We start from the raw sequence: 26,344 nt of genomic DNA on the forward strand, positions 1-26,344 counted from the left end.
GCTCGCACCTCACCCCTCGAGGTTGGATTCTCCCGGTGCGACTACGCCATGGTCAAACGCGAACACGATAGCCGCGGCGCGATCACGTAACCCGAGCTTCCCGAAAATGTGTCCCACGTGGCTTTTCACCGTAACTTCGGAGATGCCGAGCGCGCTTGCGATCTCGGAGTTCAGGCGGCCTTTCGCGATGAGTTCGAGCACTTCGAGTTCGCGCACGGTGAGTTCGGACAGGCGACTGCCCGCCGGCGCGGGCGTTGGACGTGCCGACCGGTATGCGGTGAGCACCCGCGGGGTCACCGACGGATCGAGCCAGGAACCGCCCGCGGCGACCGTGCGCACGGCGCGGATCAAATCCTCGGCGGGGGAGTCCTTGAGCAGGAATCCGGCCGCGCCCGCGCGTAATGCCCCCGATAGCAATTGATCATCATCGAAGGTGGTCAGCACCAGTACCGGCGGCGCGTCGGCGCGTGTGCGCAGGGTGCGGGTGGCCTCGATGCCGCCGATGCGCTTCATCCGCAGATCCATCAGCACCACATCCGGATTGTGCGCCGCGACCGCGGCGGGCACCTCGTCACCGTCGGCGCATTCGCTCACCGCGAAACCGTCACGGCGGCGCAGGATTCGGCGCAGGCCGCCGCGCACCAGCTCCTGATCGTCGACCACGAGCACCCCGACGAGGTGTTCATCCGGCTGCGATGTCACGCGCACTCTCCTGAATTTCCTTGGCCACCATGGGATTCGGCCGGTCGTGCAGTTTGCGTGCCATTGATTGCAGGGCGCCGCGCAGGGAATCCTCGGCGCTGACCGCCATGCACGCCAACTGGCTCGACATCGGTATCTGGGCGTACACCCGCCAGCCGTCGTCCACCGGCCCGGCGGTGAGGGTGCCGCCGAGCAGTGAAATGCGCTGGCGCATACCGGATATACCCATACCCCGGCCGGGGCGCACGGCCGCGCCGGTGGGCAGGGTATTGACCACTTCCACCTTGATATCCCTGCTGCACAGCATGATTCGCAGCCGTGCCGCCGCACCGGGGGCGTGCTTGGCGATATTCGCCAGCGATTCCTGACTGATCCGGTACAGCGCCAAGCCGACACCGGCCGAGATATTCGACGGATCGCCGTCGAGGGAGTACTCCACCGGCATACCCGCCCGCACGAAATCCGCCACCAGATCCGGCACGTCCTCCAGCCCCGGCTCCGGGGTCTGCGAGGCGGGGCGCTGATCCAGCAGACCCACCGTGCGGCGAATATCGGCCATGGCCTGCCGGCCCAGCCGCTCGGCATCGGTGAGCGCCTCCACCGCATCGTCCACATCGCGATCGGTTTGCAGCGCATGCCGGGCGGCGGTGACGTGCAGCAGGGTGATGCTCAGCGAATGCGCGATCACATCGTGCACCTCGCGGGCGATGCGGCGGCGCTCCTCATCGGCGGCCTGGGTCGCCCGGATCTCCTGGTAGTCGCGTTCCTGATAGAGGTAGCGGCGCTGATAGTTCAGCATCTGGCCGGTCATCCAGCCGCAGGTCACCGCGAAGAACCAGATCGGCATGCCGATATCGAGGTGCCCGATGGAGGAGAAGAACATCAGTTCCGCGACCATGGCCAGCGCCAGCGGAATGCTCGCGATCATCGGGGCCAGCGCCGCGATCTCCCCGGCGGCCGCTATGAGAACGAAGGGTGCGGAATCGGTCGGCACCGGCTGGGACAGGAACACCGCCTCGGAGGACATGGTCAGGCCCGCGATCAACAGCGGTTTCGGCACCAGCCCGAAGAACGCGTACAGCGGACCGGTGCTGTAACTCAGCAGCAGGGCCACGATCGGCAGCAGACTCGGCCAATAGCCCTGGTGATAGCGCTGGAACACGGCCAGGCCCGCGACCGTGAACAGCACGATATCGATGAGCGCGACGATATTGGCCGGATAGCCGAACTGCTCGGCATTGCGCTGGAACTCGGTCACCGGATGTCGCGCGAACTCCCGAATCCGGTGCCCGCTGTCCCGCACCCAGGCCTGAAAATCCCGCAGCGCACGCCCGATCGCGTTGGGGGTGGCGTCGGTCACGTTCATTCTGCAAGGCTAATGGCCGAATCTGACGGCGTACATCGTTCGCGGGCAGGGGCCGTGCTCCTACCGGGGTAGGAGGTCAAGTCGCTGCCGCGGCACGAAGACAGCTCGGGTTCGCCTCCGTAGCGTTCTCGGTCATACCGGTCCGCCGCCGATCCGGCCGGGCCGTGACGGGAGCACCTTCGAAGAAAGGCTGGGGGCCATGACCTGGGCAGATCAACACGCTCGCACCGACATCCTGCACACCATCCTGGACCGCGCCGCGCGAAATCCCGCAGATGCCAGGCTATTCGACGATATTCCCGATCTCGACCGGTTGTTCGGCGGTCGCGAGGGAGTATTGCTCGCACTGCGGCATCGCTGGGAGAACCATCTCTCGGTGAAACTGGATCACGCACTGGCGGAAGGCAAGTCGGCGGTCGAGATCTTCCTCGAGCTCTCCGCCGAACAACCCGCCCTGCGCGCCGTCCTGGACGCCTACGACACCGACCAGCTCTACCAGCGCCCGCGGACGCGGGCGCTGGCACGCTGAGCCTCCCACGGGCTCGACGCACTACCGCACGCTGATCTACGAGGGGACGCACCATGCTGGAATTGACCGACGTGACAAAGGAATACCGGGTGGGCGGGCAGACCGTGCGCGCGCTGGACGGCATCAGCCTGCGCATCGAACCGGGGGAGTTCACCGCCATCATCGGTCCGTCCGGATCGGGAAAATCCACGCTGCTGCATCTGCTCGGGGCGCTCGACTCACCCGATACCGGGTCGATTCGATTCCGGGACAAGGAGATCGGCGATCTGGACGATGATCGGCAATCGGAATTCCGGCGACATCAGGTCGGCTTCATCTTCCAGTTCTTCAACCTGCTGCCCACGCTCTCGGCCTGGGAGAACGTCGCCATCCCGAAACTGCTGGACGGCACCGGATTACGCAAGGCCAAGCCGCGCGCGCTGGAACTGCTCGATATGGTCGGGCTCGGCGAACGCGCCGAGCACCGGCCCGCCGAACTCTCCGGCGGACAGATGCAGCGCGTCGCGGTGGCCCGCGCCCTGATCATGGATCCGCCGCTGATCCTGGCCGATGAGCCCACCGGCAACCTGGACTCCAAGACCGGTGCGGCGATCCTGCAACTGCTCGGTGACATCACCCGCGAGGGCAACTCGGTGGTGATGGTGACCCACGATATGGGCGCGGTGCGGTACTGCGACCGGGTCATCACCCTGCGCGACGGGCTGATCGGCTCCACCGAACTGGTGGAGCGCACCGATGACGGTGAGGTGCGCACCGTCCCGGTGACCACCGCACCGGCCGCCGACGCCGATGACGCCGGGGTGGTGCGCGCATGATCCAGGCGATCTGGGATCGGCTGCGGCTGTTCAATATCGGCGAACTCCTCGCCCACCGCGGCCGCACCACCATGTCCATGGTGGTGATGGGAGTCTCTGCCGGACTGCTGGTTTCGGTCTTCAGCATCTCCGGATCCATCACCGGATCGGTGGACAAACTCACCCACAGCCTGGGCGGCAACGCCGCGCTAGAGATCAGCGGCGTCACCGATGCCGGATTCGATCAGGCGCTGCTGCAACAGATTCGGGGTACCGCCGGGGTGGGGACGGCGGTACCCATGCTGCGCGAATCCGTCGGCGCGGGCGCGAGCCGGGCGCTGCTGATCGGCGCGGACGCCAGTGTCTCCGAACTCGGCAGTGATCTCGGTGGGCCGCTCAAAGACCAGGCGAGCAAGCTGCTGACCGTCTCCAACGGCGTGCTCATCGGCTCCGCCATGGGGCATAAGGAGGGCGATCGCATCCAGCTCGGCGCGCTCACCGCCACCGTGGCCGGGGTGCTGGACGAGTCGACGTCCGAGAAAATCAATGACGGGCATATCGTCATCGCGCTGCTGCCGGTGGCGCAGAAGATCACCGATCGCGCCGGGCGGCTGGATTCGGTGCAGATCATTCCCGCCGCGAATACCGATGTGGATCAACTGCGTTCGGCTCTCACCCAGGTCGTCGCCGGTCGCGCCGTGGTCGCGGATCCGGATCTGCGCACCGCCCAGGCGGGCGGATCGGTGCAGCTGGTGCGGTATTCGACGCTGGCCTCCTCGGCGTCTGCGCTCATCGTGTCCGCGTTCCTGATCTACAACGCCATGAGTATGGCTGTGGCGCAACGGCGTCCGACGCTGTCGCTGCTGCGGGCCATCGGCGGCAAGCGCGGGCCCATGGTGCTCGGGCTGCTGGTCGAGGCCGCCATTCTCGGACTGTTCGGCGGGATCACCGGTTCGATCATCGGCATCTTCATGGGTCGCGCGGCCATCGAGAAACTGCCCGCCGCCATCGTGCAATCGGTCGAGGCGCGTACCGAATACGTGGTGCCCGGCTATGCCATTCCGGTCGCCATCGCCGCCTGTGTGCTCGCGAGTGTGGCTGCGGCCGCCATCGCTGCGCGCCAGGTGTACAAGGTCGCGCCCATCGAGGCGCTCGCACCGGTCGGCACCTCCACGGCGGACACCGTGAATCCGATCATGAAATACGGTGCGCTGGTATTGGGCGCGATCATGGTGGGCGGCGCGGTCGTCATCGCGAACGCCGATATCGGGCGCTACTCGCTGGCCGCGATCTCACTGGCGATCACCGGTGCGGTGGTGCTCTGTTTCGCCGCGACCGGGCCGATCGTGCGCGTGATCGCCTCGGTGGCAAGGCTGTTCGGTGCGCCCGGGGCGTTGGGGGCGACCACGCTGGAGCGGTCGCCGCGCCGGGTGTGGGCTACCGCCATGACCGTGATGATCGGTGTCTGCGCCACCGTCGCCATGGGCAATGCCTCGCGCAATATGGTCGACGCGGCCGCCGCCACCTTCGAAAGTCTGGGGCGCACCGATATTTTCGTCAGCGCCACCGCCATGGAGCAGTTCCCCACCGGGCCGATTCTGCCCGCGGATCTCAAGGACAAGATCCGGGCCATTCCGGGGGTCGGCGAGAGTGGTTCCGCGCAAATGGCTTTCGCCACGCTCGGGCGCGGGCGTGTGATGCTCCAGGGTTATGAGGGTGGGGTGGCGCGCAGTTCCGCGCTGGACGGGACCTCCGAACGCGATCTGGCTCGCATGGCGGCGGGTGAGGGTGTGGTCATCTCCCGCGATGTGGCGCGCTCGCTGGACGTGCACGAGGGGTCCGGGCTCGATCTGCCCACGCCCACCGGCATCCACCACGTCACGGTGTTGCGCATCGTGCCGTACTTCTCGGCCATCGCCGGAATCGTGGTGCTGGACTTGAACATTCTGCGGCAGTGGTATCAGCGGCCGGGGGAGACGATCATCGGGGTCGACTTCGCTCACGGTGCGGACCACGCCGCGGTGTTGAACGCCATTCGGGCCGTCGTCCCCGCCGATTTCCACGTGGCCACCGGTAGCTCGGCGGTGGACGCCATCGCCAGCAGCGTGCGGCAGGGCTCGTCGATCAGTGCCGCGATTCTCTGGATAGTCGTGCTGGTGGCGACGGTCGCGCTGCTCAACACCCTGATGCTCTCGGTGCTGGAGCGGCGGCGCGAATTGGGTGTGCTGCGTGCCATGGGGACCAGTCGCAGGTTCCTGCTGCGCACGGTCCTGACCGAAGCGGTCGGCATCGGTGTGACCGGTGCCGCACTGGGTCTCGCGGTCGGGTCGGCCGTGCATTACCTGGCGACGGTGGCGCTGAGCCGCGCCATCTCCATCGACATCCACTACCAGCCGAGCATTCTGCTGGTGATCTACGCGGTCATCGCCCTGATCCTGGCGCTGCTCGGGTCCATCCCACCCGCGTTGCGCGCGGCCCGCCTGCCCATCGTCGAGGCGCTCGCCGTCGACTGAATAGGATGGACGCCATGAGCGCAGCCACGGTCGACTTGATGGACTACACCGACGTCATCAGCCGGTACGAGCCGGTGCTGGGTATGGAGGTGCATGTCGAGCTGGGGACCGCGACGAAGATGTTCTGCGGCTGCCCCACCGAATTCGGCGCGGAACCCAATACCCAGGTGTGCCCGGTGTGTTTGGGCCTGCCGGGCTCCCTGCCGGTGGTGAACGAGAAGGCCGTCGAGTCGGCCATTCGAATCGGGCTGGCGTTGAACTGCTCGATCACCCCGTGGGGTCGGTTCGCGCGCAAGAACTACTTCTACCCGGATCAGCCGAAGAACTACCAGATCAGCCAGTACGACGAGCCCATCGCGACCAACGGCTACCTCGATGTGATCCTCGATGACGGCGAAGTCTTCCGCGTCGAGATCGAGCGCGCGCATATGGAGGAGGACACCGGTAAGTCCACCCACATGGGTGGCGCGACCGGTCGCATCCACGGGGCCTCGCATTCGCTGCTGGACTACAACCGCGCGGGCGTGCCGCTCATCGAGATCGTCACCAAGACCATCGAGGGTGCGGGCGAGCGCGCCCCCGAGGTGGCCCGCGCCTACGTCACCGCGCTGCGCGAGGTGCTCAAATCCCTCGACGTCTCCGATGTGAAGATGGAGCAGGGTTCGCTGCGCTGCGATGCCAACGTTTCCCTGATGCCCAAGGGCGCCAAGGAATTCGGCACCCGCACCGAAACCAAGAACGTGAACTCGCTCAAGAGCGTCGAGGTCGCGGTCCGCTTCGAAATGCGCCGCCAGGCAGCGGTATTGGCCTCCGGTGGCTCGATCACCATGGAAACCAGGCACTTCCACGAAGCCGACGGCACCACCTCCTCGGGCCGCCCCAAGGAATCCGCCGAGGACTACCGCTACTTCCCGGAGCCGGACCTCGAGCCGGTCGCACCGGACGCCGCCTGGGTCGAACAGCTGCGCGGCACCATCCCCGAGTACCCGTGGCTGCGCCGCGCCCGCATCCAGTCCGACTGGGCGCTGTCCGACGAGGTCTTCCGCGACCTGGTCAACGCCGGCGCCCTGGACCTCATCATCGCCACCGTCGACGCGGGCGCCTCGGTGGACGCCGCCCGCTCCTGGTGGGTCGCCTACCTCACCGAAAAGGCCAAGGAGCGCGAGGTAGCCCTCGAAGACCTCCCCATCACCCCCAAGCAGGTAGCCGAGGTCGCGGGCCTGGTAGAAGCCAAAACCATCAACAACAAGGTGGCCAAGCAGGTAGTCGACTTCGTCCTCGCCGGCGAAGGCGAACCCGCCGCCCTCGTCGAATCCAAGGGCCTCGGCATGGTCAGCGACGACTCCGCCCTCCAAGCCGAAGTAGACAAGGCCCTCGAAGCCAACCCCGCCATCGCGGACAAGATCCGCTCCGGCAAAATCCAGGCGGCAGGCAAGGTAGTAGGCGACGTCATGAAGGCCACCCGAGGCCAAGCCGACGCAGCCCGAGTCCGCGAACTCGTCCTCGCCGCCTGCGGCGTCACCGAATAACCACCGCAACACAAATGGCGCACGGCAATCCTGCCGTGCGCCATTGCTTTTCGCGGGTCGCGGTACTGCTCACTCGAGCAGGAGGGCGTGCGCACCCGGAGATGCGCACACCGTCGAGGGCCTAGTCCGGTCCGGAACCCTGGCCGTTGGACGGGGGTGGGATTCGGACGACGCGGTCGTCGTATTGGTTGGGTTGGCCGTCGGTTTTGTTGACCGTTGAGGACCAGATGTTGCCGTCGCCGCCTATGGCTGCGCCGTCGAGGCGGCCGTATTTGTCTTGGGCGAAGAGGGAGGGGGCGGCGGTTACGGCGTGGGTGTCTTTGTCGGCCTTGGCTATTGCCATGGCTTTTTGGTTGGTCAGGGCTATGGCTACGCCGTCGGTGGCGGCGGCGCAGTTGGCTACGCCGGGGTGGTCGGGCCAGCTCCAGGCTTTGACGGCGGTGCCGTCGGGGCCTATGCGCTGGAGGCGGTCCTCGGTGGCGGTGCGGTCGGTGACCCAGATGGAGTCCTGGTGGTCCGAGCAGACGCCGCCGGCTACGCCGATACCGGACAGGACCACATCGGCGGTTGCGCCGGGGGCGGGGGAGTTGACGCTCAGCAGCTTTCCGGCCATGGAGCCGTTGTCGTTGGCGGCGTTCGGGTTTCCGGTGTCGCCGGTCAGGACCAGCATGCGGTCGGAGGTGTGGAATTCGAGGGAACCGCGATTGCCGGTGGGGCCCTTCGGGATTCCGGTGAGGATGGGCTTGGGGACGCCGCCGTCGGTGGAGATGCGGACCACGCGGTTATCGGCGCCGGTGGTGATGTAGGCGTAGATGAGGCCGTCTTCGGAATAGCTGGGGGACAGGGCGAGTGCGGTCAGGCCGCCGTCGCCGGAGGAGTCCACATCCAGCTTCGCCACCTCGATCGGCGCGGGCGGCATGCCCTCATCGGTGGCGACCACCTTCAGGATGCGGCCCGTGGTGCGCTCACCCACCAGCGCGCTCGCACCGTCCGGCAGCGTCACCAGACCGCCCGTGGTGTCCAGGCACGACACCACCACCAGCGGATCGGGATCCACGCACGGCGCGGCCGGTCGCTTGGCCGTACTGCTCGGCGGATTCGGCTTGCTGGTGCCCTGCTCCGCATCCTGCCAGTTCGGCTCGGTGGTGAACGGGGTGGAGGCGCGATCATCGAACCGGGCGCACCCGGAGAACACCAGGGTGCCCGCCAGTACGCCCACCACGATTCTCCGTGCGCCCACCCCGAACCGGCCCGCGGCAACCAAACTCATGGTTGAGACGTTACGGAAAACCCGGCGCGAATGCGCGAACGGGGTGGCCTCGGTTATGACGGACATCGGAACTGGACAGTGGACACGCCCACCGACAGCCGTGTGCAGAGCCCGGTTGCCGAATAGTCTGGCCGCGTGACCGAGAAGCCGACCGAGCCCGCTGCCGACGCGCTGGGCAGTGCCGCGCCCGAAACACCGAGGCCGGTGGGTGAACCGGTCCGCAGCCCCTTCGATTCGCCCACCGAGCAGTTCTCCACCGCCACGGTGAAATCCGACCTCGACACGGTCGCGACGGCGAAGACGGATCCGAGCATCGCCCCGACCGTCAAGGCGGACCTGCACAAGGAACCGCCGCGCACCGATGAGGAATTGGGCCTGGACCCCGAAGTCCCGCTGTACGCGGAGATGAAGGAGGCGATCACCGGCGCGAACACCGCCGTGCCCGCCGCCGATTCCGCGCCCACCTACGCCTTCGCGAGCATCCCGCCCGCCCCGAACGGCGGCACCGAACCCACCACCCGCATCCGCCGGCGCGGCGATGAACGCCGCGGCACCCTGGACCTGGGCCTGCTACTGCTGCGCCTGGTGGTCGGCGGCACCTTCGTCTACCACGGCCTGCAGAAGGCGGCGGGCTGGTTCAACGGACCCGGCTACGACGGCATTCGCACCGCCATGGAGAACGGCGGATGGAAGCACGTCGATATCGCCGCCCCGATGCTCATCGCGGGCGAACTCGGCGGCGGCATCCTGGTGGCGCTGGGCCTGGCGACCCCGCTGGCCGCGGGCGCGGTGCTCGCGGTGATCATCGATGCCTGGCTGTGGAAGCAGGGCATGGCCCCGGGTTTCCAGTACAAGGCCGAAAAGGTCTCGGTGGAAATCGAATCCATCCTCGCCGGAGCCGCGGCGGCCATCATTCTCACCGGTCCGGGCCGGCTCTCGCTCGATCGCGGTCGCGGCTGGGCCACCCGCCCGTTCCTCGGCTCGCTGGCCGCGCTCATCGCCGCCATCGCCGCCGCGATCCTCACCTATATCTATCTGCACGGCGGCAACCCGCTCGAGGGCGTCGGCCCCTTCTGATCTCGAGACACCGAAACAGCAAGCGGCCCGGGCAATCCCATCGGATTGCCCGGGCCGTTCGCTATGCGCGGACCGCTACCACTGCGTGGCGTTGAAGCGTTCCCATTCTTCGAAAGTCTCCTGGTGCAGGCGCATCACCTGAGTGGACTTATCGTCGATCTGGTCGTTCAACATCGCCCGGTGGGCCGCGATGTTCGCGGCCTCCGCCGGGCTCGCCATGTACTCCTGGTTGGCGAGTTCACGGGACTGGGCGTTCAGCTCATCGGCTTCGGCGAGGAGTGTCTTCGCCTGGGCGTTGCGGGCATCGCAACGCTCCAGCATCGAGGAGTACGCGGCCAGCATCGTGTCGGCTTTGCCGACGTATTCGATTGTCATTCCTGCTCTTTCTTACGGCACCCGCCGCACAGCGCCCTTGTCTGCCGAGGTCGCCAGCGCGGCGTATGCCCGCAACGCGGTGGTGACCGGGCGCTCGCGGTTCACGGGCTGCCAAGGCCGTTCGGACGCTTCCATTTTCACGCGTCGCTCGGCGAGAACTTCATCGGGTACCAGCAATTCGAGGGCACGCGTGTGCACATCGATGCGAATCCGGTCGCCGTTCTCGATCAGGCCGATGGCGCCGCCGCTGGCCGCCTCGGGCGAAACATGGCCGATGGACAGGCCCGATGTGCCGCCGGAGAACCGGCCGTCGGTGATGAGCGCGCACACCTTGCCCAGGCCCAGGCCCTTGAGGAACGAGGTGGGATGCAGCATCTCCTGCATGCCCGGCCCGCCCGCGGGACCCTCGTAGCGCACCACGACGACATCGCCGGGCTTGATCTCCTTGTTCAGGATCTTGGAGACCGCGTCCTCCTGGGATTCGACCACCACGGCCGGACCCTCGAAGGTGAACAGATCCTCATCGATACCGGCGGTCTTGAGGATCGCGCCGTCGGGCGCGATATTGCCGCGCAGCACGCACAGCCCGCCCTCGACGGTGTAGGCGTGCGCGAGATCGCGAATGCAGCCGCCCTCGGCATCGGTGTCCAGCGAGGACCAGCGGTTATCGGTGGAGAACGGTACGACGGTGCGCACGCCACCCGGCGCTGCGTGGAACAGTTCGACCGCTTCCTCGGACGCCTTGCCGGAGCGGATATCCCAGGTGTCCAGCCATTCGTCGAACGACTTGGTGTGCACCGTGGACACCTCGGTCTCGAGCAGGCCCGCGCGGCGCAGCTCACCGAGGATGGCGGGAATGCCACCGGCGCGGTGCACATCCTCCATGTGGTAGTCCGAGTTCGGCGACACCTTGGACAGGCAGGGCACCCGGCGCGAGATCTCGTCGATGGTCTGCAGATCGAAGTCGATCTCACCCTCCTGCGCCGCCGCGAGGGTGTGCAGCACGGTGTTGGTGGAACCGCCCATGGCCACATCGAGGGCCATGGCATTGTGGAAAGCCTTGACGTTGGCCACATTTCGCGGCAGCACCGACTCGTCGTCATCGCGGTACCAGCGGTTGGCGATATCGACGATGACCCGCCCGGCCTTCTGGAACAGCGCGCGGCGAGCCGAATGCGTGGCGAGGGTGGAACCGTTGCCGGGCAACGAGAGTCCCAGCGCCTCGGTGAGGCAGTTCATCGAGTTGGCGGTGAACATGCCGGAGCAGGAACCGCAGGTCGGGCAGGCCGACCGCTCGACCTCGGACAGCCCGTCATCGGTGACATTGGGGGAGGCGCTGGCGGAGATGGCGGTGATGAGGTCGGTCGGCGCCTGCGCCACACCGCCCACGACCACGGCCTTACCGGCCTCCATCGGACCGCCGGAAACGAATACGGCGGGGATATTGAGCCGCATGGCGGCGTTCAACATGCCGGGAGTGATCTTGTCGCAGTTGGAGATACAGACCAGCGCGTCGGCGGTGTGCGCATTGGCCATGTACTCGACCGAATCGGCGATGATCTCGCGCGAGGGCAGCGAGTACAGCATGCCGCCGTGACCCATGGCGATGCCGTCATCGACCGCGATGGTGTGGAATTCGCGCGGTACGCCGCCTGCCGCCCGGACCGCCTCGGCCACGATCTCGCCGACTTCCTTGAGATGCACGTGACCCGGTACGAACTGCGTATACGAGTTCGCGATGGCGACGATCGGCTTCCCGAAATCGGAGTCGGTGAGGCCGGTCGCGCGCCAGAGCGAGCGAGCGCCCGCGGCATTGCGTCCGACGGTGGTGGTGCGTGAGCGAAGCGGTGGCATGGGGTCCTCGGGTTCTCGTCGCAGGGGGCTGATCGGCGACTACGCCGAATGCTTTCGGCGCGTTCCAACGTTACTCCCGCGCGAATCGATCCCCGTCAGCGCCCGAAACCTCGCACCCCAACACGCCGCTACTTGTCCGAAGTATCGCTTTCGGGGATGTCCACCTCGTCCGCATCCTCCGGTTCGATGAACGGATCCGGAATGCGCCCGTCCGATGCCTCGACCAAATCGCGCAATCGGTCATAACTGACAGCGGGCAAACTCACATCCGAGTCATCGGCCAAATGCGCCTGCAGGAATCCGCGCTTGGGAATCCGCAGTCCCTTCACCTGGTCCCACTCGATATGGCGGGTCGAGAACAGCGTCCGCAATTCCAGTCCGTCGGCCGAGACCTTGGTGCGAGTGCGCTCGATCCACACCGCCATCGCGACCGGAATCGCGAACAGCACCCACAGCACCTGCGGCATCCCGGAGAACGGGAAGATCACACCCATCAGCACCATGAACACCGCGATATGCGCGAGCCTGGTAAGCCCGATCACCCGCACGCCGGGGTCCGGAATATGCCCGCGCGCACCCAGTACCAGCGCCCGCAACCGCGCGAAATCGACGCCCGGCAGCGCGATGTCCTCGCCGCCCGTGGTGTGCAGATACACCCGCCCGAATCCCGGAATGCGAACTCCGGCAACCTCGGCCCACGGCACCCTGCGCGTACGCGTCAGCCCGCGAGTCTCCACGCCTTCGCTGGTCAGGTCGGTTTGCAACCTGAGTAGCCAGAGCGGCAGCACGATGATCAGCGGTGCGATGAGTACTCCCGGCAACCACAGCCAATCACTGCGGAAGCGGACCTGCGGGATCGGACCCGTGTCCGATCCGGGGTCGGGGGTGTGGGACGATTGTGCCGGTGGCACGGACTGATGCGGTGATGACACACCCCCATCCTCGCATTGTGTTGAACTAACCCGAACAACCGCTATGTCTCACATAATGAGACACACATGGTCAGATGTTTGACTCCGCGGCTCATGCGCGCATACCGTCGAGCGCGTGAATCGAATCGAGTTGCTCGTAATCGGCCGGCGCGTCCAGCGCTGAGCCGACGACTATAGAGTCAATTACGTCAGCTCGCAGCTGCGACGCGCCACCCTCGAACAGCCCCCGGCTGTCGAGGGCTTTTTTGTGTTCAGGCAAGTCCATGAACTGGAACGACAAGCAGTAAGGAATCCAGACGGTGAGCGCACCTACCGCCCGACCCGGGCCCTCGGCCCGACGGCCCGCGCCTTCGGCCCCCGCGGCCACGGCTCCGGCCACCACTCCGAACCGCCGCCAGGTCCCGCCCGAGCGGGTCACCGGCGCGCAGTCCGTTGTCCGCTCCCTCGAGGAGCTCGGCGTCGACACGGTATTCGGTATTCCGGGCGGCGCGATTCTTCCCGTTTATGATCCGCTGTTCGACTCGACCAAGGTCCGCCACGTGCTGGTCCGCCATGAGCAGGGCGGCGGCCACGCGGCCACCGGCTACGCCCAGGCAACCGGCAAGGTCGGTGTGTGCATGGCCACATCCGGTCCGGGCGCGACCAATCTGGTGACTCCGATCGCGGACGCCCAGATGGATTCGGTGCCGCTGGTGGCCATCACCGGTCAGGTCGGGCGCAGCCTGATCGGCACCGACGCCTTCCAGGAAGCCGATATCTCCGGCATCACCATGGCGTGCACCAAGCACAACTTCCTGGTCACCGACCCGATCGATATCCCGCGCATGCTGGCCGAGGCGTTCTACCTGGCCGCCTCCGGCCGCCCGGGCGCGGTCCTGGTCGACATCCCCAAGGATGTGCTGCAGGCGCAGACCACCTTCAGCTGGCCGCCGGAAATGCGGCTGCCCGGCTACCGTCCGGTGACCAAGCCGCACGGTAAGCAGGTGCGCGAGGCCGCGCGCATGATCATGGAGGCCAAGGCCCCCGTGCTCTACGTCGGCGGCGGCGTCATCAAGGCCGACGCGTCCGCGGAACTGCTCGAGCTGGCCGAGCTGACCGGCATCCCGGTCGTCACCACGCTGATGGCCCGCGGCGCGTTCCCCGACACCCACACCCTGAACATGGGTATGCCCGGTATGCACGGCACCGTGGGAGCCGTTGCGGCGCTGCAGAAGTCGGATCTGCTGATCACCCTCGGCGCACGTTTCGACGACCGCGTCACCGGTCAGCTGGATTCCTTCGCACCCAATGCCAAGGTCATCCACGCCGATATCGACCCGGCCGAGATCGGTAAGAACCGGCACGCGGATGTCCCGATCGTGGGCGACTGCCGCGAGGTCATCGCCGAGCTGATCGAAACCCTCAAGGCCGATCCGGCCGCCACCGGCACCCCGCTGCTGGAGCTCGGCGACTGGTGGAAGTACCTGTCCGGTGTGCGCGATCAGTACCCGCTGGGCTGGAAGACCCCGAGCGACGGTTCGCTCTCGCCCGAGTTCGTCATCGAGAAGCTGGGTCAGCTCGCCGGTCCGGACGCCATCTACTGTGCGGGCGTCGGCCAGCATCAGATGTGGGCCGCCCAGTTCATCAAGTACGAGAAGCCGCGCACCTGGCTCAATTCCGGTGGCCTGGGCACCATGGGCTACTCGGTGCCCGCCGCCATGGGCGCCAAGATGGGCATGCCGGACCGTGAGGTCTGGGCCATCGACGGTGACGGCTGCTTCCAGATGACCAATCAGGAATTGGCCACCTGCGCCGTCGAGGGCGTGCCGATCAAGGTCGCGCTGATCAACAACGGCAACCTGGGCATGGTCCGCCAATGGCAGACCCTGTTCTACGAGAAGCGCTACTCCAACACCGATCTGGGCACGCACACCCTGCGCATCCCGGACTTCGTGAAGCTCGCGGAAGCCCTGGGCTGCCACGGTATTCGCGTGGAGAAGGAAGAGGACGTCGAGGCAGCGATCCGCGAGGCGCAGTCCATCAACGACCGTCCCGTGGTGATCGATTTCATCGTCGGCAAGGATGCGCAGGTGTGGCCGATGGTCGCCGCCGGCACCTCCAATGACGAGATCATGGCCGCGCGAGGCATCCGCCCGCTGTTCGACGACGATGAGGCCGTGGACGAGCCCGCCGTCATCCACGAGGCCATGTCGCATGAGAAGGCCACCCTGACCGCCCACGACAAGGCCGCCCAGAAGGGTTCCGAGGAATGAGCACGACCCACACCCTCTCCGTCTTGGTGGAGGACAAGCCCGGCGTGCTCGCGCGTGTCGCCAGCCTGTTCTCCCGCCGCGGCTTCAATATCGAGTCGCTGGCGGTCGGCGGCACCGAGATCCCCGAGATCTCGCGTATGACAATCGTTGTGACGGTTGAGGATCTGCCGCTCGAGCAGGTCACCAAACAGCTCAACAAGCTGGTGAACGTCATCAAGATCGTGGAGCAGGACGACGACAGTTCGGTCGCCCGCGAACTGATCCTGGTGAAGGTGCGCGCCGACGCGAGCGTCCGCACCCAGGTCATCGAGGCGGTGAACCTGTTCCGCGCCAAGGTGATCGACGTGTCACCCGACGCGCTGACCATCGAGGCGACCGGGACCCGGTCCAAGCTCGACGCACTGCTGCGCATGATGGAGCCCTACGGCATCCGTGAAATCGTGCAGTCCGGAGTCGTCGCGGTGGGACGTGGACCCAAGTCCATCACCGCGACTCGCTAGTAACCGGCCGCCTCGGCGGCCAATCGCTCCACCGCCCGGCATGCTTGGCCGGGGCCGAAACTTAGACACAGAATCCAGAAGGAGAAACCCAAAGTGGCAGTCGAGATGTTCTACGACGACGACGCTGACCTGTCGATCATCCAGGGCAAGAAGGTCGCGGTCATCGGCTACGGCAGCCAGGGCCACGCCCACTCGCTGAGCCTGCGCGACTCCGGCGTCGACGTCCGCGTCGGCCTGACCGAGGGTTCCAAGTCCCGCCCGAAGGCCGAAGAGGCCGGTCTGACCGTCGGCACCCCCGCCGAGGTCTCCGAATGGGCCGACGTGATCATGGTGCTCGCGCCCGATACCGCGCAGGCGTCCATCTTCACCAATGACATCGAGCCCAACCTGAAGGACGGCGACGCGCTGTTCTTCGGCCACGGCCTGAACATCCACTTCGGTCTGATCAAGGCTCCGGCCAATGTCACCGTCGCCATGGTCGCCCCGAAGGGCCCGGGCCACCTGGTGCGTCGTCAGTACGTCGACGGCAAGGGCGTTCCGGCGCTCATCGCGGTCGATCAGGACCCGAAGGGTGACGGCCAGGCGCTGGCGCTGTCCTACGCCAAGGCCATCGGCGGCGCGCGCGCCGGTGTCATCAAGACCACCTTCAAGGAAGAGACCGAGACCGACCTGTTCGGTGAGCAGGCCGTGCTCTGCGGTGGCACCGAAGAGCTGGTCAAGACCGGCTTCGAGGTCATGGTCGAGGCCGGCTACGCGCCCGAGATGGCGTACTTCGAGGTGCTGCACGAGCTCAAGCTGATCGTCGACCTCATGTACGAGGGTGGCATCGCCCGCATGAACTACTCGGTTTCCGACACCGCCGAATTCGGTGGCTACCTGTCGGGTCCGCGCGTCATCGACGCCGGCACCAAGGAGCGCATGAAGGCGATCCTGTCCGACATCCAGGACGGCACCTTCGTCAAGCGCCTCGTCGCCAACGTCGAGAACGGCAACACCGAGCTCGAGGGCCTGCGCAAGGCCAACGCCGAGCACCCCATCGAGGTCACCGGCGCCAAGCTGCGCGGCCTGATGAGCTGGGTCGACCGCCCCATCACCGAGACCGCCTAGTCTCGGCGTACGCGCCGTAAGTTCTACGCGCGCACCGCATTACGGCCCGGCACCTTTCGGGGGTGCCGGGCCGTCGTGATTCCTACGGCCAGCAGCCAGATCATGGTGAATCCGCCGAGGGTGGCTGTGGTGCCCCAGCCGTTGGCGGCGTAGAAGTTCGCGGGGGTGTTTCCGAAGAACATCGACGGGACGAAGGCCAGGTTGATCAGGCTGAGGGCGAAGGCCGTGGTCGCGGTCCAGCGGGGGAGTAGTCCGGTGCGGCGGACGGCGAAACCGAAGGCGCAGAACATGAGTGCCTCCAGAAAGCGCGAGATGGTGCCGTACAGGATGTAGGTGCCGCTGACCGTGACGGTGGGGTCGATGGGTTCGGGGGCCTGGATGACCGCGCCGACCTCGAGGCCGGTGGAGACCAAAGCCACTGTGAGCCAGATGAGTCCGGCATTGGCGGCGATCCCTGCGATCCAATCCGCTTCCGGGAGTGCGCGTTTCACCAGATAGCCGAAGCCGGTGAAGAAGATGATCAGCGTGGTGATGCCCGCGAGCCCGAAGAGGCTGCGGGCCAGCACATTCCAGTCCGGCGGCGGGCCGTCGTAGATGAAGTAGAGCGGTATTTCGATCAAGGTGAGCGCGGCCCCGATGATGGCGGCCGTTCCGGTCACTCTGCGCAGCAGGTTGGTATCCATGCCAGCGATAGTATAAGACTTATACTATAAGGTCTATGTTAAAGTTTTCGCCTGGAGGTGACTGTGGCGGAGATTCCGGATGACCTGCGGAGATTGTGGCGATTGAACACCGGTTCGCGGCTCGGCCGACGGGCTGAACTGGATACCGATCGGATTGTCGCGGTGGCCGTCGGACTGGCCGACCGGGATGGCGCGGCGGGCGCGACGCTGCCGAAAATCGCTACGGCACTGGGGGTTACGCCCATGTCGCTGTACCGGCATATCGGTTCCAAGGATGAGCTGATCGCGTTGATGGCCGATGCCGCCTTCGGTCCTGTCCCGGAATCCCTTATCTTGGAAGAGCTTTGGCGTCCGGCGCTGCGCGGCTGGGCACTGGCGCAAGCCGATGTCTTCCGCCGCCACGCCTGGCTGGCGCAATTGCCCATCAGTGGCCCGCCTCGCGGTCCGCACGCGGTCGCCTGGATGGATGCCGGACTCCGGGCGCTGCGTGCCACCGACCTGGATTGGGCAGCGAAAATCGGCGTGATCACCGTGGTCGGCGGCTATGTGCGCCAGGCCTTCGTCACCGGCCGCCAGCTCGCGGAATCCTGGAGCGCGGAGGGTGTCAACGAGGCCGAATCGCTCCGCAACTACGTCGGTGAACTCCGGGAAGTGCTGGACGCGAACCGATTCCAGGATATCGCCGCTCTATTGGATTCGGGGCTGCTGGAATCGATTCCGGAAGGGCCGGATTCGGCTGACGCGGACTTCCGGTTCGGGCTGGAGTTGATCCTCGACGGCGTCGCGGTCACGGCCGGTCCCTGAACATGCGGCGGCCCAGCATCCCAACTGATGCCGGGCCGCGTTCTTCTCGGGGGTATCAGCTTCCGAAGGATCCGGTCGGAAGCCACTGCCGCAGCAGGGATCGCAGCGGATCGTGCCCGCGATTCCACTGGTCGCGGTCATCCCAGTGATCATGCCGATCGTTGCGGTCCCAGGGATTGTTGCGATCCCACGGGTTATTGCGATCCCACGGGTTGTTCCGGTCCCAGGGATTGTTCCAATCGTCGCGGTCGTTGTGGTGCGGCCGGCTGATTTCGGTGACGTCCGGTCCGGCGGTGGTGTCCGCCATGGCCGGAACCGCCACCGCGGTAAGGGGAATCGCGGCGATCGCCCCGGCCACGGCAACCCGGGCGATCATCCGTCGTGCGGAATTGTTTCTCGGCGAGCTCATATCGTTCACTGTGCCGAACTCGGGCGTCGAAAAGATATGGCTTGAAAGGAGTTCGGTGAGAATTCAGGGTGCGGCTACGTCTCGGGTATGACTTTTCCCCGAGCCGGTCAGTAGTGGGTGCCGCCGTCGATGCGGATCTCGGTGCCTGTGATGAACGCGCCGTCATCGGAGGCGAGCATGGCCACCACGCCGGCGACGGTATCGGGCGAGGCGAAGCCCTGGCCGATACCCGGGGCCAGCTTCATGAACAGGCTCAGATCGGCGTCGGCGGGCAGGCCCGGGCCGCGGCCGTCGGTCATATCGCTCGAAATCGAGCCCGGGGCGACCGCGACCACGCGCAGGCCCTGCTTGCTGTATTCGGCGGCGAGCGCGTGCGTCATGGACATGATGCCGCCCTTGGACGCCGCGTACGCGGACATGTACGGGTGTGCGAAGAACGCCGAGGTCGAGGTGAAATTGACGATGACGCCCTTATCCGAGGCGAGCAGCGCGGGCAGCGCCTCGCGAATCATCAGGAAGGTGCCGGTCAAATTCACAGTGATGATCTTGGTGAAATCGGCGAGTGGCATTTCGTGGGTGTGCGCGGACCGTAGAATTCCGGCGGCATTGATCAGCGCGTCCAGCCCGCCGAGATTCTCCAGCGCGGTGGCGACGCCCGCCCGCACCGAATCCTCATTGCCGATATCGACGGTGACGGTGCTGAGTCGCTCGGCAGTGCCCTGCTCGGCGGCCTGTTTGACGGTTTCGGCGAGCCCGGCCTCATTGACATCGGCCGCGACGACCCGCCCGCCCTCACTGAGCACGCGATGCACGGTGGCCCGGCCGATACCCGAGCCAGCGCCGGTGATGAGTACTCGGCGATCGGTGAAACGCTCCATTGCGAACTTCTCCTCTATGGTCTCGATCCCCCGTACTTGACACGCTACGCCTACATGGCACGTCGTGCCAGATCGGCATCCGGAGACTAAGATGGGAGCACCCGACCGAAGGACATCCCATGCCCGTAGCCGAGCAGCGCCCCACCCTGGCCGAGCGCCGCAAGGCCGAAACGCGCCTGGATATCGCCCGCATCGCCGCGCGGCTTTTCGCCGAACACGGCACCGCCGAGGTCACCGCCGATCGCATCGCCGCCGAAGCGGGCATCGGCCTGCGCACCTTCTACCGCTACGCGCGCACCAAGGAGGACGCGGTCGAGCCCATGCTCACCACCGGCGCGCAGCGCTGGATCGAAGCGATCTCGACCGGTCCGCACCGCCTGCCCACCCTCGCCGAACTCGAGGTCGCCGCGGTGCAGGCGGTGACCGTCGAGGTGGGGGAGGACTTCGAACTCACCCGCGGCCTGCTGCGCGCCATGGAAACCGATCCGGCCCTGCGCGCGGTCTGGCATCGCATCAATATGGAGGGCGAGCGTGAATTGCGTTGCGCTCTCGCTGAATTGGCAGGACCGGACGCGGATCCGGTGCGACTGCGCCTGCTTGTGGCCGCCGCTGCCGGAGCGATTCGAATCGCGTTGGAGCAGTGGGCGATTGCCGATGGAGCCGGGAACGCCGGTGCGGAGGAAGCGACTCCGGCCGCATTGGTGGTCCGCTGCATTCGCGCATTGGGCGCGGGCCTATAGCGCTCGGGCGCGGGTCTTCGTTCTTGGGCGGCGGTCATAGTCGGCTCTCGGGCCGCGGTCATAGTCGGTTCGTGGGCGACAGCCTTAGTCGGCTCTCGAGTGGCGGGCCGTAATCGGCTCGCGGTGACGGCAGGGTCCTGTATGACCGCCGTCCCTGAACGGCGTTTCGTCCCCATTCCTCGCATTCGCGCCCGCTAAGGTACGCCGAGCGACCTTCTGGCTACCTACCATGCGTGCCGACCCGCGGAGGAATCAGTTGCATCGAATCTGTAGTCGTATCAGTCTTTCCGTGGCAGCGGCGGTAGCCCTGCTCATCACCGCGGGCACCGCCTCCGCCGAGCCCGAGCAACTCCCGGTCAACTACTCGGTGGCGCAGTGGTTCATCGACGCCAACACCGCCAAGGCCCCCTTCACCCCGCCCGGCGGCAACGACTGGACCTGCGTCCCCACCGCCGCCCACCCCGAACCCGTGGTCCTGGTGCACGGCATCGCGGGCAACGGCGCGGGCTGGCCCGCCATGTCCCCGTTGCTGCACAACAACGGCTACTGCGTCTACTCCGTCACCTACGGCATCTACCCCGGCCAGGGCGGCCTCATCGCCGGTGCGGGTGGCCTGGAGCCAATTCCCCAGTCCAGCAAGGAATTACGCGACTTCGTCAACCAGGTCCTGCAGCAGACCGGCGCTCAAAAGGTCAACCTCCTGACCTGGTCCGAAGGCACCCTGGTAGCCGCCAACTACCTGCTCTTCGACGGCGGCAACGACGTGGTCGACCAATCCTTCAACCTGGTCCCCATCTGGGCGGGCACCCACGCCGCCGACCCCCTCGTGAACGCCGCCTACGGCCTCAACGTGGCCCCCGAAATCTTCGCCGCCCTCCGCCCCATCTGCCAGGGCTGCGTAGACATGCTCCCCGTCTCCGACTTCATCCACAACCTGCAAGCCGCAGGCGTCTACGCCCCGAATGTCCACTACACCAACCTGGTAACCCGATCCGACACCGAAGTCATCCCCTACACCAGCGGCATCCGCGAAGCCCCCAACGCCACGAACATCGTCCTGCAAGACGTCTGCCCCGTGAATCTCGCAGGCCACAACAGCGTCTCGGTAGACCCCACGGTCGCCGCCCTCATGCTCAACACCTTCGGCACCCCAACCGAAGTCCCCTGCGCCCCATCCCCATCGCCGTCGATCTGATTCCACCGGGCACTCGATGAGAGGCCTGGCTCCGCTAGATTCGTGGTGTGGCTAGCCTCTTCGATGACGTCGACGACACCGACGTGGCTCTTGATCAGGTAGTAGATGAGATCAAGAGCCTGGATCCTGATGGGAAGCGATGGGCCGAGGTTCTCCGGCACACCTACGACATGATCTACAACGGTTCCGAAACCGGGCGGTTTCGCTGGGCCGATCTGATGAAGACGGAGAAGACCCATTTCGGAACGCTCTTCGAGATCAACGCACAGCGGGAGTTCGAATTCGACGGGGGTGACACGACCGACTTCCGGATCGCGGGACACCAGGTAGACGCGAAGTGGAGCCAAAGAGATGGTGGCTGGATGCTGCCACCAGAGGTGCTCAACGAATTGGCGCTGGTGGCGACGGGAAGTGACGTTGCGGCTACCTTCTCGATCGGGGTTGTTCGTGTGACACCTGCACATCGCCGTGAGGGCGAAAATCGTGACAAGAAGAGTTCTCTGAATCAAGCGGGTCGTGAGGCGGTGCGCTGGATATGGAGAGATGCTCCGATGCCCGCGAATATATTGCTGCAGCTACCGGCCGCCGTCGTAGATCAAATATTCGATAGCTCGTCCGGCTCGGAGCGCGTCAATCGCCTCTTCCGGGTCGCTGAGGGAAAACTTGTGCATCGCAGCGTGGTACGTACCGTCGCGATGCAACTTGATGACCAGAAACGTGTTCGGAACAACGGCGGTGCAAGAACAGCGCTGAAGTCGGAGGGCGTCATTATTCTCAGCGGATATTATGCGCATATCGCTGAGCGCCTCGGCGTGCCCGTGCCCGACTTCAAGCACTACATTTCTGTTCGTGTGGTCCCGGGAGGTAATTCAGATCCGATGATCAGCGGGGCGCGGTGGCGCAGAGCTCGTCCAGGAGAACCGATCTGTATCGCACCAGATCTTCCTAGGCGCGGAATTCGCGAGGAGGATTAGTATACGCAGATTCTGCATGTGAGGCAATGGCTCAGCCTCAATGCTGTCCGGGCGACAGCGGAACGGCATTTTTGCTGGGAATCGTGCTATGAGGCGCGCTGAGTTTCTTCTGATGGCATATCGAATTGTAGCTGATCGGATTGAATATCCCGCTTTCGCATCGCATCATTGGACAATTTCTCGCGCTTTCGCGCCGCCTCTAGAACCTTGATGATCGACTTTCCCACAGCTTCAGCCACCGGCGGGGGGAAAGCATTCCCAACCTGTCGATACTGTGCTGTCTTGCCGCCGGAGAATTTCCACTCGGATGGGAATCCTTGAATGATTGCTGCCTGTTGCACGGTTAGCATCGGCCCGTCGGGGCCGAAAAGATCACGGTCCTCAGTGTGCTTTTGGAGGCAGGTTTCGATGTCGTTGGCGACCCCCATTCCGGAAACGCCCAACTGGCGCCAAGCCGCCTTTGCCCGGCTGGGTCCAAGATCTGCTCCCCCGTGCTTTTTCGATCCACCGACAAGTGTCGGCGCGATGCCGCTGGCTTTTTCCAGCCAAGTCTTGTAGGCAAGATCTGCGCGTTCCTTGTGCTCACCTTGAGAATACCGACTGTACCTTTCCTGCATCGATTTCTTAAGGCTTTCGGCAACGGTGACTTGCTTTTTTCGCGCCGATCCGGGCCAGATGTATTTTTCATTCCCGTTAAGTCCCTGAATTACATCGTTGCGAAATGCCACGAGAATGGCGCGTGGGCGAAGCTGCGGAACGCCGAAATTGCTCGCCTCCAATACACCCCACTGGCTGATTGTGTATCCGGGGCCTTTCGCTGCTAGTTCTTCGCCACCTGCTTGCCGACGGTCTCCGCGTTCCAGTCTCGTCTTGATCCAGCTTCGATATTCCGAGAACTTCGGATCCATGATCCCGCGGACGTTCTCGATCATCACGGCCCGAGGCTGGAGGATCTCTACCAGTTCAAGCATACGAGGGAAGAGGTCTCGCTCATCGTCCTTGCCCAGTTGCTTGCCTGCGTGTGAAAAAGGGGGGCATGGAACACCGCCCGCAAGGAGATCGAGCTCCCGAGGCTCCAGCCTTTTCGCACCCTCGCTCATGGGCTGTAGCGGATTGAATTCATTTACGTCAATGGGAAGGATTGCGCAATTGTCGGGCTTCCATCCCAGTGCCCTGTTTGTTTTGATGTTCAGTTCAAGTGTCTCTATTGCGTATTTGTCGATCTCGACCAGCGCCAAGTGGTCGAAACCTGCCTGGTGCAGTCCCACCGCTTGTCCGCCGGCGCCCGCGCAGATCTCGATCGAGGTGTACCGGGGTGACTTCTTGTGAGTCATGCGCCATCACCTGCCGAGCGGAAGGTCTCCCTGCCGATGCCGGCATGGGCTTCGATGACACGAAGGTCGGTCACTCTGAGGCCTTTCACTGCAGAGGGCAGGGTCATGAGGTGGTGTGTGCTGGAGTATCTTTCCGTACGGCATGAAAACGCTTGGAACTGGGACAGACGTGACCGAGAGTCGATCCGAAAAAGCCCGCCGGGTTGCCCATGAACGGGGCGTCTACCCAGCGCCGCTCAATGATGGCCGCTCTCGTAACATGCGAGCCAACCGGCGGACGGATACAAAACCAGAGGTCGCGTTGCGTCGTGAGCTGCACCGGCTCGGCTACCGGTATCGGAAGGACTTCAGACTCGACCTCGGATCGGCGAAAGTCCGGCCTGACATAGTCTTCACGGCGCGCAAGGTCGCTGTCTTCGTTGATGGGTGTTTTTGGCATGTCTGCCCTGTGCATGGCCGTCAGCCGGCAACCAACGAATGGTACTGGGCCCCAAAACTTCGCCGGACGATGGAACGTGACCTGGCCGCGAACATCGCACTGGCGGAAGCCGGCTGGCGGGTGGTTCGCCTCTGGGAACACGAGAGTCTGCACAGCGCTGTCGCCGCTGTCACCAGAGTCTTGGAAGGCTGAACCGAACACGTGAGCGATCATATGGGATAGATCGCCGCAGCGTTGCCGGACTCTCCGGACATGCGCGCAGTAAGGGCCAAAGTGCCGAGTGGAGGTCCGACTTCGTTGCAGCCCAACGGCATCAGATACCAAGCGGCAATCCGTTCGCTGTCGTGGTTTCAGCGTTCGAAGCTGGTCAACTCCTGCCACCGAGTGCGTTGCTCAGCAAAGTATCGGCGTCCTCGCATCTTTCGTGCCGGATAAGTGATTGAGCGACCCGGATCGCATCACGAACCTCACGCTGCCGCCCCGCGAAGCCGATGATCGTTTCGGCAATGTCGGACATGCCTCGGTCCCTGCACGTGGCGATGGCAGTCGCTGCTTCGTCGGCGGGAGCTTCGATGCCGACGTGACGTACGAGGCCATTCGCTCGCTCGAGATCGCCGGCGAGGAGGTAGTCCGCGAGATCGGTGACGGGCGGCCAAACCAGATCTATTGTGCGACTGTTGTGCCGGTCCCCCAGGACCTGGGGGACCGGCACAACGACAGGCGAAGGCTGGTTCAGATGATCAGTCAGAAGCCGAATGAGGATGGCCGGGTGAATCTCGTCAGCCGGCTTGGTCTCGATGGTTACAGCGGCTTCGTGCTCCGACGTTTCGGTTGTGGAACAGCCCGGACACGTCGTTCCGCAAACGGAACACTCGCCAGTTGGCTGGTAGGGCAGCGACAGCAGTGCCACTCGCAGCCGGAAGAGTTCCGGCCAGCTGATGATGCCCTCCGGTCCCGCCTGCTTCTCCGCGAGGACATGCAGCTTCTTGAGTCCGTCGATCTCCGCTTTGTCCGGCGCGGACTTACAGGTGCCGTTTGCCAGACCGTTGAGGACAGGATTGCTCAGCAGGACTTCCTTGGCGATAGCCCGGCACGAGGGACCTGCGCAGCGGATCAGGCTTCGCACTGCCTCGGCCAGCTGACGCTGGGCGGGGCCGAGATGGAGATCAAGGTCGTTGAACTCTCCAGGTTTCGGCAAGTTGGTTCTCCCCCAGAAGAATTGATGCGCAGATCAGGCCATCTTCCGCCTTTTGGGCCCGAAGCGTTCGCTGTCTCTGACTTGATTTTTCTGACACGCGGGCTCTTCCCGAGTGCTGTCCTCGTGGGGTTGCATTGCGATGAAGCCGAGCGAGGTCTGCTCGGGATCTATTCGCATTTGACCGGAAAGTGGGCTTCCCATGGCGATGCCGTCCTGGAACGATTCGAGTCTCGGCACGATGAAACGCGTTGGTCTTTGGCTCAATCAAGTGGTTGGTGTCGGCGAGTTGTTCACCAAAACCCAACTTCGCGAGGCATTTCCGGAGACCTCTCAGATTGACCGCCGGATGCGCGACCTGCGTGACTTCGATTGGCGCATAGACACCAATCGTGAGGATCCGACTCTGGGCTCGCATGAGCACCGTTTCGTCAGCGAAGGTGTCGCCGTCTGGGAGCCGGGCAAGGGAACGAGGAAGACCGGCGCAACGGTCACCGCGGCAGAGCGCCACACGCTGATGATGCGGGACGGTCACAAGTGCCGTTCATGCGGAATCGGCCCGGGCGAGCAGTACCCAGGTACGTACATCGCATCACAGCTCGATGTCGCTCGCCGGTCGGTTCGTTTGCCCGATGGCGCGACCGCCCTGCAGACGATGATCGAATGCAACCGCTGTCGTATCGGAGGCCGCGATCTGACCGCAGACTTGGGTGATGTTCTGGAGCGCATCGCGGCGTTGCCGTCGTACGAACGCAAGATGCTGGCGTCGTGGGTGGAACGAGATGCGCGCAGTTTCAGCGAACCCGAGGATCTGTGGGCGGCCTACCGTACGTTGCCGGCGGACGCCAGAGACGCAGTCCGGCAGGCATTGAGTAGCTAGCCCTCATTCGTCA

Annotated in this window: 26 protein-coding genes; 14 read left to right on the forward strand and 12 right to left on the reverse strand. The window is 65.1% G+C overall.

Annotated elements, in window-relative coordinates:
* Positions 1 to 9 precede the first annotated feature (9 nt).
* Together AB0L82_RS03215 and AB0L82_RS03220 are read right to left on the reverse strand one after the other, a co-directional pair.
* Entirely contained in the window at positions 10 to 669 is a 660-nt protein-coding gene (locus AB0L82_RS03215) for a response regulator transcription factor (protein WP_364632743.1), read from the reverse strand.
* A 13-nt stretch (positions 670 to 682) separates the two neighbouring features.
* A complete protein-coding gene (locus AB0L82_RS03220) occupies positions 683 to 2,068 on the reverse strand; it encodes a histidine kinase (protein ID WP_364630239.1) in 1,386 nt (461 codons plus the stop codon).
* A 199-nt stretch (positions 2,069 to 2,267) separates the two neighbouring features.
* Here AB0L82_RS03220 and AB0L82_RS03225 point away from each other — a divergent pair, with 199 nt between their 5' ends.
* Genes AB0L82_RS03225 through gatB form a run of 4 tightly spaced genes read left to right on the forward strand, consistent with a single transcriptional unit; the run spans position 2,268 to position 7,433 of the window.
* On the forward strand, positions 2,268 to 2,597 hold the full coding sequence (locus tag AB0L82_RS03225) for a hypothetical protein (protein WP_364630242.1): 330 nt from the start codon (positions 2,268 to 2,270) through the stop codon (positions 2,595 to 2,597).
* Between the two features lie 53 nt (positions 2,598 to 2,650).
* The gene (locus AB0L82_RS03230; protein ID WP_364630245.1) at positions 2,651 to 3,412 is read left to right on the forward strand and encodes an ABC transporter ATP-binding protein; all 762 of its coding nucleotides are present in this window, start codon (positions 2,651 to 2,653) and stop codon (positions 3,410 to 3,412) included.
* Positions 3,409 to 5,904 carry an FtsX-like permease family protein gene (locus AB0L82_RS03235; RefSeq protein ID WP_364630248.1) on the forward strand — a complete coding sequence of 832 codons (2,496 nt, stop codon included), beginning with the start codon at positions 3,409 to 3,411 and terminating at the stop codon, positions 5,902 to 5,904. Before AB0L82_RS03230 ends, AB0L82_RS03235 begins: the two co-directional genes overlap by 4 nt.
* A 14-nt stretch (positions 5,905 to 5,918) precedes the next feature.
* Entirely contained in the window at positions 5,919 to 7,433 is a 1,515-nt protein-coding gene (gatB, locus tag AB0L82_RS03240) for an Asp-tRNA(Asn)/Glu-tRNA(Gln) amidotransferase subunit GatB (RefSeq protein WP_364630251.1), read from the forward strand.
* Positions 7,434 to 7,554: 121 nt separating this feature from the next.
* On the opposite strand, the gene AB0L82_RS03245 is transcribed toward gatB, so the two are convergent.
* Entirely contained in the window at positions 7,555 to 8,703 is a 1,149-nt protein-coding gene (locus AB0L82_RS03245) for a PQQ-dependent sugar dehydrogenase (RefSeq protein ID WP_364630253.1), read from the reverse strand.
* A gap of 135 nt (positions 8,704 to 8,838) precedes the next feature.
* Here AB0L82_RS03245 and AB0L82_RS03250 point away from each other — a divergent pair, with 135 nt between their 5' ends.
* The gene (locus AB0L82_RS03250; RefSeq protein WP_364630256.1) at positions 8,839 to 9,780 is read left to right on the forward strand and encodes a DoxX family protein; all 942 of its coding nucleotides are present in this window, start codon (positions 8,839 to 8,841) and stop codon (positions 9,778 to 9,780) included.
* Between the two features lie 75 nt (positions 9,781 to 9,855).
* Here the strand turns inward: AB0L82_RS03250 and AB0L82_RS03255 are convergent, their stop codons facing one another.
* The 4 genes from AB0L82_RS03255 to AB0L82_RS03270 form a co-directional block, all read right to left on the reverse strand.
* A complete protein-coding gene (locus AB0L82_RS03255) occupies positions 9,856 to 10,155 on the reverse strand; it encodes a hypothetical protein (RefSeq protein WP_364630258.1) in 300 nt (99 codons plus the stop codon).
* Between the two features lie 12 nt (positions 10,156 to 10,167).
* Positions 10,168 to 12,009 carry a dihydroxy-acid dehydratase gene (gene ilvD / locus AB0L82_RS03260; RefSeq protein WP_364630261.1) on the reverse strand — a complete coding sequence of 614 codons (1,842 nt, stop codon included), beginning with the start codon at positions 12,007 to 12,009 and terminating at the stop codon, positions 10,168 to 10,170.
* A gap of 128 nt (positions 12,010 to 12,137) precedes the next feature.
* On the reverse strand, positions 12,138 to 12,941 hold the full coding sequence (locus AB0L82_RS03265) for a PH domain-containing protein (protein WP_364630264.1): 804 nt from the start codon (positions 12,939 to 12,941) through the stop codon (positions 12,138 to 12,140).
* Positions 12,942 to 13,032: 91 nt separating this feature from the next.
* Positions 13,033 to 13,206 carry a hypothetical protein gene (locus AB0L82_RS03270; protein WP_364630267.1) on the reverse strand — a complete coding sequence of 58 codons (174 nt, stop codon included), beginning with the start codon at positions 13,204 to 13,206 and terminating at the stop codon, positions 13,033 to 13,035.
* 34 nt (positions 13,207 to 13,240) lie between these two features.
* On the opposite strand from AB0L82_RS03270, the gene AB0L82_RS03275 reads away from it, so the two are divergent.
* The 3 genes from AB0L82_RS03275 (at position 13,241) to ilvC (ending at position 16,800) form a co-directional block, all read left to right on the forward strand.
* Positions 13,241 to 15,193 (forward strand): acetolactate synthase large subunit, encoded by a 1,953-nt coding sequence (locus AB0L82_RS03275; protein ID WP_364630270.1) that lies wholly within the window; start codon positions 13,241 to 13,243, stop codon positions 15,191 to 15,193.
* Positions 15,190 to 15,693, forward strand: a complete 504-nt coding sequence (gene ilvN, locus AB0L82_RS03280) for an acetolactate synthase small subunit (RefSeq protein WP_153810031.1) — start codon at positions 15,190 to 15,192, stop codon at positions 15,691 to 15,693. Before AB0L82_RS03275 ends, ilvN begins: the two co-directional genes overlap by 4 nt.
* 105 nt (positions 15,694 to 15,798) lie before the next feature.
* Positions 15,799 to 16,800, forward strand: a complete 1,002-nt coding sequence (gene ilvC, locus AB0L82_RS03285) for a ketol-acid reductoisomerase (RefSeq protein WP_364632745.1) — start codon at positions 15,799 to 15,801, stop codon at positions 16,798 to 16,800.
* Between the two features lie 23 nt (positions 16,801 to 16,823).
* Here the strand turns inward: ilvC and AB0L82_RS03290 are convergent, their stop codons facing one another.
* A complete protein-coding gene (locus AB0L82_RS03290) occupies positions 16,824 to 17,483 on the reverse strand; it encodes a hypothetical protein (RefSeq protein ID WP_364630275.1) in 660 nt (219 codons plus the stop codon).
* A 63-nt stretch (positions 17,484 to 17,546) separates the two neighbouring features.
* Here AB0L82_RS03290 and AB0L82_RS03295 point away from each other — a divergent pair, with 63 nt between their 5' ends.
* Positions 17,547 to 18,287, forward strand: a complete 741-nt coding sequence (locus AB0L82_RS03295; RefSeq protein WP_364630278.1) for a TetR/AcrR family transcriptional regulator — start codon at positions 17,547 to 17,549, stop codon at positions 18,285 to 18,287.
* Between the two features lie 55 nt (positions 18,288 to 18,342).
* Here the strand turns inward: AB0L82_RS03295 and AB0L82_RS03300 are convergent, their stop codons facing one another.
* Together AB0L82_RS03300 and AB0L82_RS03305 are read right to left on the reverse strand one after the other, a co-directional pair.
* On the reverse strand, positions 18,343 to 18,696 hold the full coding sequence (locus AB0L82_RS03300; protein WP_364630281.1) for a hypothetical protein: 354 nt from the start codon (positions 18,694 to 18,696) through the stop codon (positions 18,343 to 18,345).
* 107 nt (positions 18,697 to 18,803) lie between these two features.
* Positions 18,804 to 19,574 (reverse strand): SDR family oxidoreductase, encoded by a 771-nt coding sequence (locus AB0L82_RS03305; RefSeq protein WP_364630284.1) that lies wholly within the window; start codon positions 19,572 to 19,574, stop codon positions 18,804 to 18,806.
* A 119-nt stretch (positions 19,575 to 19,693) separates the two neighbouring features.
* Here AB0L82_RS03305 and AB0L82_RS03310 point away from each other — a divergent pair, with 119 nt between their 5' ends.
* The 3 genes from AB0L82_RS03310 (at position 19,694) to AB0L82_RS03320 (ending at position 22,483) form a co-directional block, all read left to right on the forward strand.
* Positions 19,694 to 20,314 carry a helix-turn-helix domain-containing protein gene (locus tag AB0L82_RS03310; protein WP_364630287.1) on the forward strand — a complete coding sequence of 207 codons (621 nt, stop codon included), beginning with the start codon at positions 19,694 to 19,696 and terminating at the stop codon, positions 20,312 to 20,314.
* Positions 20,315 to 20,603: 289 nt separating this feature from the next.
* Entirely contained in the window at positions 20,604 to 21,509 is a 906-nt protein-coding gene (locus AB0L82_RS03315) for an alpha/beta fold hydrolase (RefSeq protein WP_364630290.1), read from the forward strand.
* 47 nt (positions 21,510 to 21,556) lie between these two features.
* Positions 21,557 to 22,483, forward strand: a complete 927-nt coding sequence (locus tag AB0L82_RS03320; protein WP_364630293.1) for a NaeI family type II restriction endonuclease — start codon at positions 21,557 to 21,559, stop codon at positions 22,481 to 22,483.
* Between the two features lie 86 nt (positions 22,484 to 22,569).
* Here the strand turns inward: AB0L82_RS03320 and dcm are convergent, their stop codons facing one another.
* Positions 22,570 to 23,817 carry a DNA (cytosine-5-)-methyltransferase gene (gene dcm, locus AB0L82_RS03325; protein ID WP_364630296.1) on the reverse strand — a complete coding sequence of 416 codons (1,248 nt, stop codon included), beginning with the start codon at positions 23,815 to 23,817 and terminating at the stop codon, positions 22,570 to 22,572.
* A gap of 169 nt (positions 23,818 to 23,986) precedes the next feature.
* Here dcm and AB0L82_RS03330 point away from each other — a divergent pair, with 169 nt between their 5' ends.
* Positions 23,987 to 24,448, forward strand: a complete 462-nt coding sequence (locus AB0L82_RS03330) for a very short patch repair endonuclease (RefSeq protein WP_364630298.1) — start codon at positions 23,987 to 23,989, stop codon at positions 24,446 to 24,448.
* 175 nt (positions 24,449 to 24,623) lie between these two features.
* On the opposite strand, the gene AB0L82_RS03335 is transcribed toward AB0L82_RS03330, so the two are convergent.
* Positions 24,624 to 25,454 (reverse strand): hypothetical protein, encoded by an 831-nt coding sequence (locus AB0L82_RS03335; RefSeq protein WP_364630301.1) that lies wholly within the window; start codon positions 25,452 to 25,454, stop codon positions 24,624 to 24,626.
* Between the two features lie 199 nt (positions 25,455 to 25,653).
* Here AB0L82_RS03335 and AB0L82_RS03340 point away from each other — a divergent pair, with 199 nt between their 5' ends.
* Positions 25,654 to 26,331: a hypothetical protein gene (locus AB0L82_RS03340; RefSeq protein WP_364630304.1), complete on the forward strand. Its 678-nt coding sequence runs from the start codon at positions 25,654 to 25,656 to the stop codon at positions 26,329 to 26,331.
* Positions 26,332 to 26,344: the final 13 nt, after the last annotated feature.

This window comes from Nocardia sp. NPDC052001 (genome assembly GCF_040680615.1).
Lineage (GTDB): Bacteria > Actinomycetota > Actinomycetes > Mycobacteriales > Mycobacteriaceae > Nocardia.

Excerpts from the sequence above, each read along its gene's own strand:
- AB0L82_RS03255 (WP_364630258.1), bottom strand. The coding sequence starts at position 10,155 with ATGACAATCGAATACGTCGGCAAAGCCGACACGATGCTGGCCGCGTAC.
- AB0L82_RS03235 (WP_364630248.1), top strand. The coding sequence starts at position 3,409 with ATGATCCAGGCGATCTGGGATCGGCTGCGGCTGTTCAATATCGGCGAA.
- gatB (WP_364630251.1), top strand. The coding sequence starts at position 5,919 with ATGAGCGCAGCCACGGTCGACTTGATGGACTACACCGACGTCATCAGC.
- AB0L82_RS03310 (WP_364630287.1), top strand. The coding sequence starts at position 19,694 with ATGCCCGTAGCCGAGCAGCGCCCCACCCTGGCCGAGCGCCGCAAGGCC.
- AB0L82_RS03245 (WP_364630253.1), bottom strand. The coding sequence starts at position 8,703 with ATGAGTTTGGTTGCCGCGGGCCGGTTCGGGGTGGGCGCACGGAGAATC.
- ilvD (WP_364630261.1), bottom strand. The coding sequence starts at position 12,009 with ATGCCACCGCTTCGCTCACGCACCACCACCGTCGGACGCAATGCCGCG.
- dcm (WP_364630296.1), bottom strand. The coding sequence starts at position 23,817 with ATGACTCACAAGAAGTCACCCCGGTACACCTCGATCGAGATCTGCGCG.
- AB0L82_RS03340 (WP_364630304.1), top strand. The coding sequence starts at position 25,654 with ATGGCGATGCCGTCCTGGAACGATTCGAGTCTCGGCACGATGAAACGC.
- AB0L82_RS03220 (WP_364630239.1), bottom strand. The coding sequence starts at position 2,068 with ATGAACGTGACCGACGCCACCCCCAACGCGATCGGGCGTGCGCTGCGG.
- AB0L82_RS03225 (WP_364630242.1), top strand. The coding sequence starts at position 2,268 with ATGACCTGGGCAGATCAACACGCTCGCACCGACATCCTGCACACCATC.
- AB0L82_RS03300 (WP_364630281.1), bottom strand. The coding sequence starts at position 18,696 with ATGAGCTCGCCGAGAAACAATTCCGCACGACGGATGATCGCCCGGGTT.
- AB0L82_RS03230 (WP_364630245.1), top strand. The coding sequence starts at position 2,651 with ATGCTGGAATTGACCGACGTGACAAAGGAATACCGGGTGGGCGGGCAG.
- AB0L82_RS03270 (WP_364630267.1), bottom strand. The coding sequence starts at position 13,206 with ATGGACTTGCCTGAACACAAAAAAGCCCTCGACAGCCGGGGGCTGTTC.
- AB0L82_RS03290 (WP_364630275.1), bottom strand. The coding sequence starts at position 17,483 with ATGGATACCAACCTGCTGCGCAGAGTGACCGGAACGGCCGCCATCATC.
- ilvN (WP_153810031.1), top strand. The coding sequence starts at position 15,190 with ATGAGCACGACCCACACCCTCTCCGTCTTGGTGGAGGACAAGCCCGGC.
- ilvC (WP_364632745.1), top strand. The coding sequence starts at position 15,799 with ATGTTCTACGACGACGACGCTGACCTGTCGATCATCCAGGGCAAGAAG.
- AB0L82_RS03305 (WP_364630284.1), bottom strand. The coding sequence starts at position 19,574 with ATGGAGCGTTTCACCGATCGCCGAGTACTCATCACCGGCGCTGGCTCG.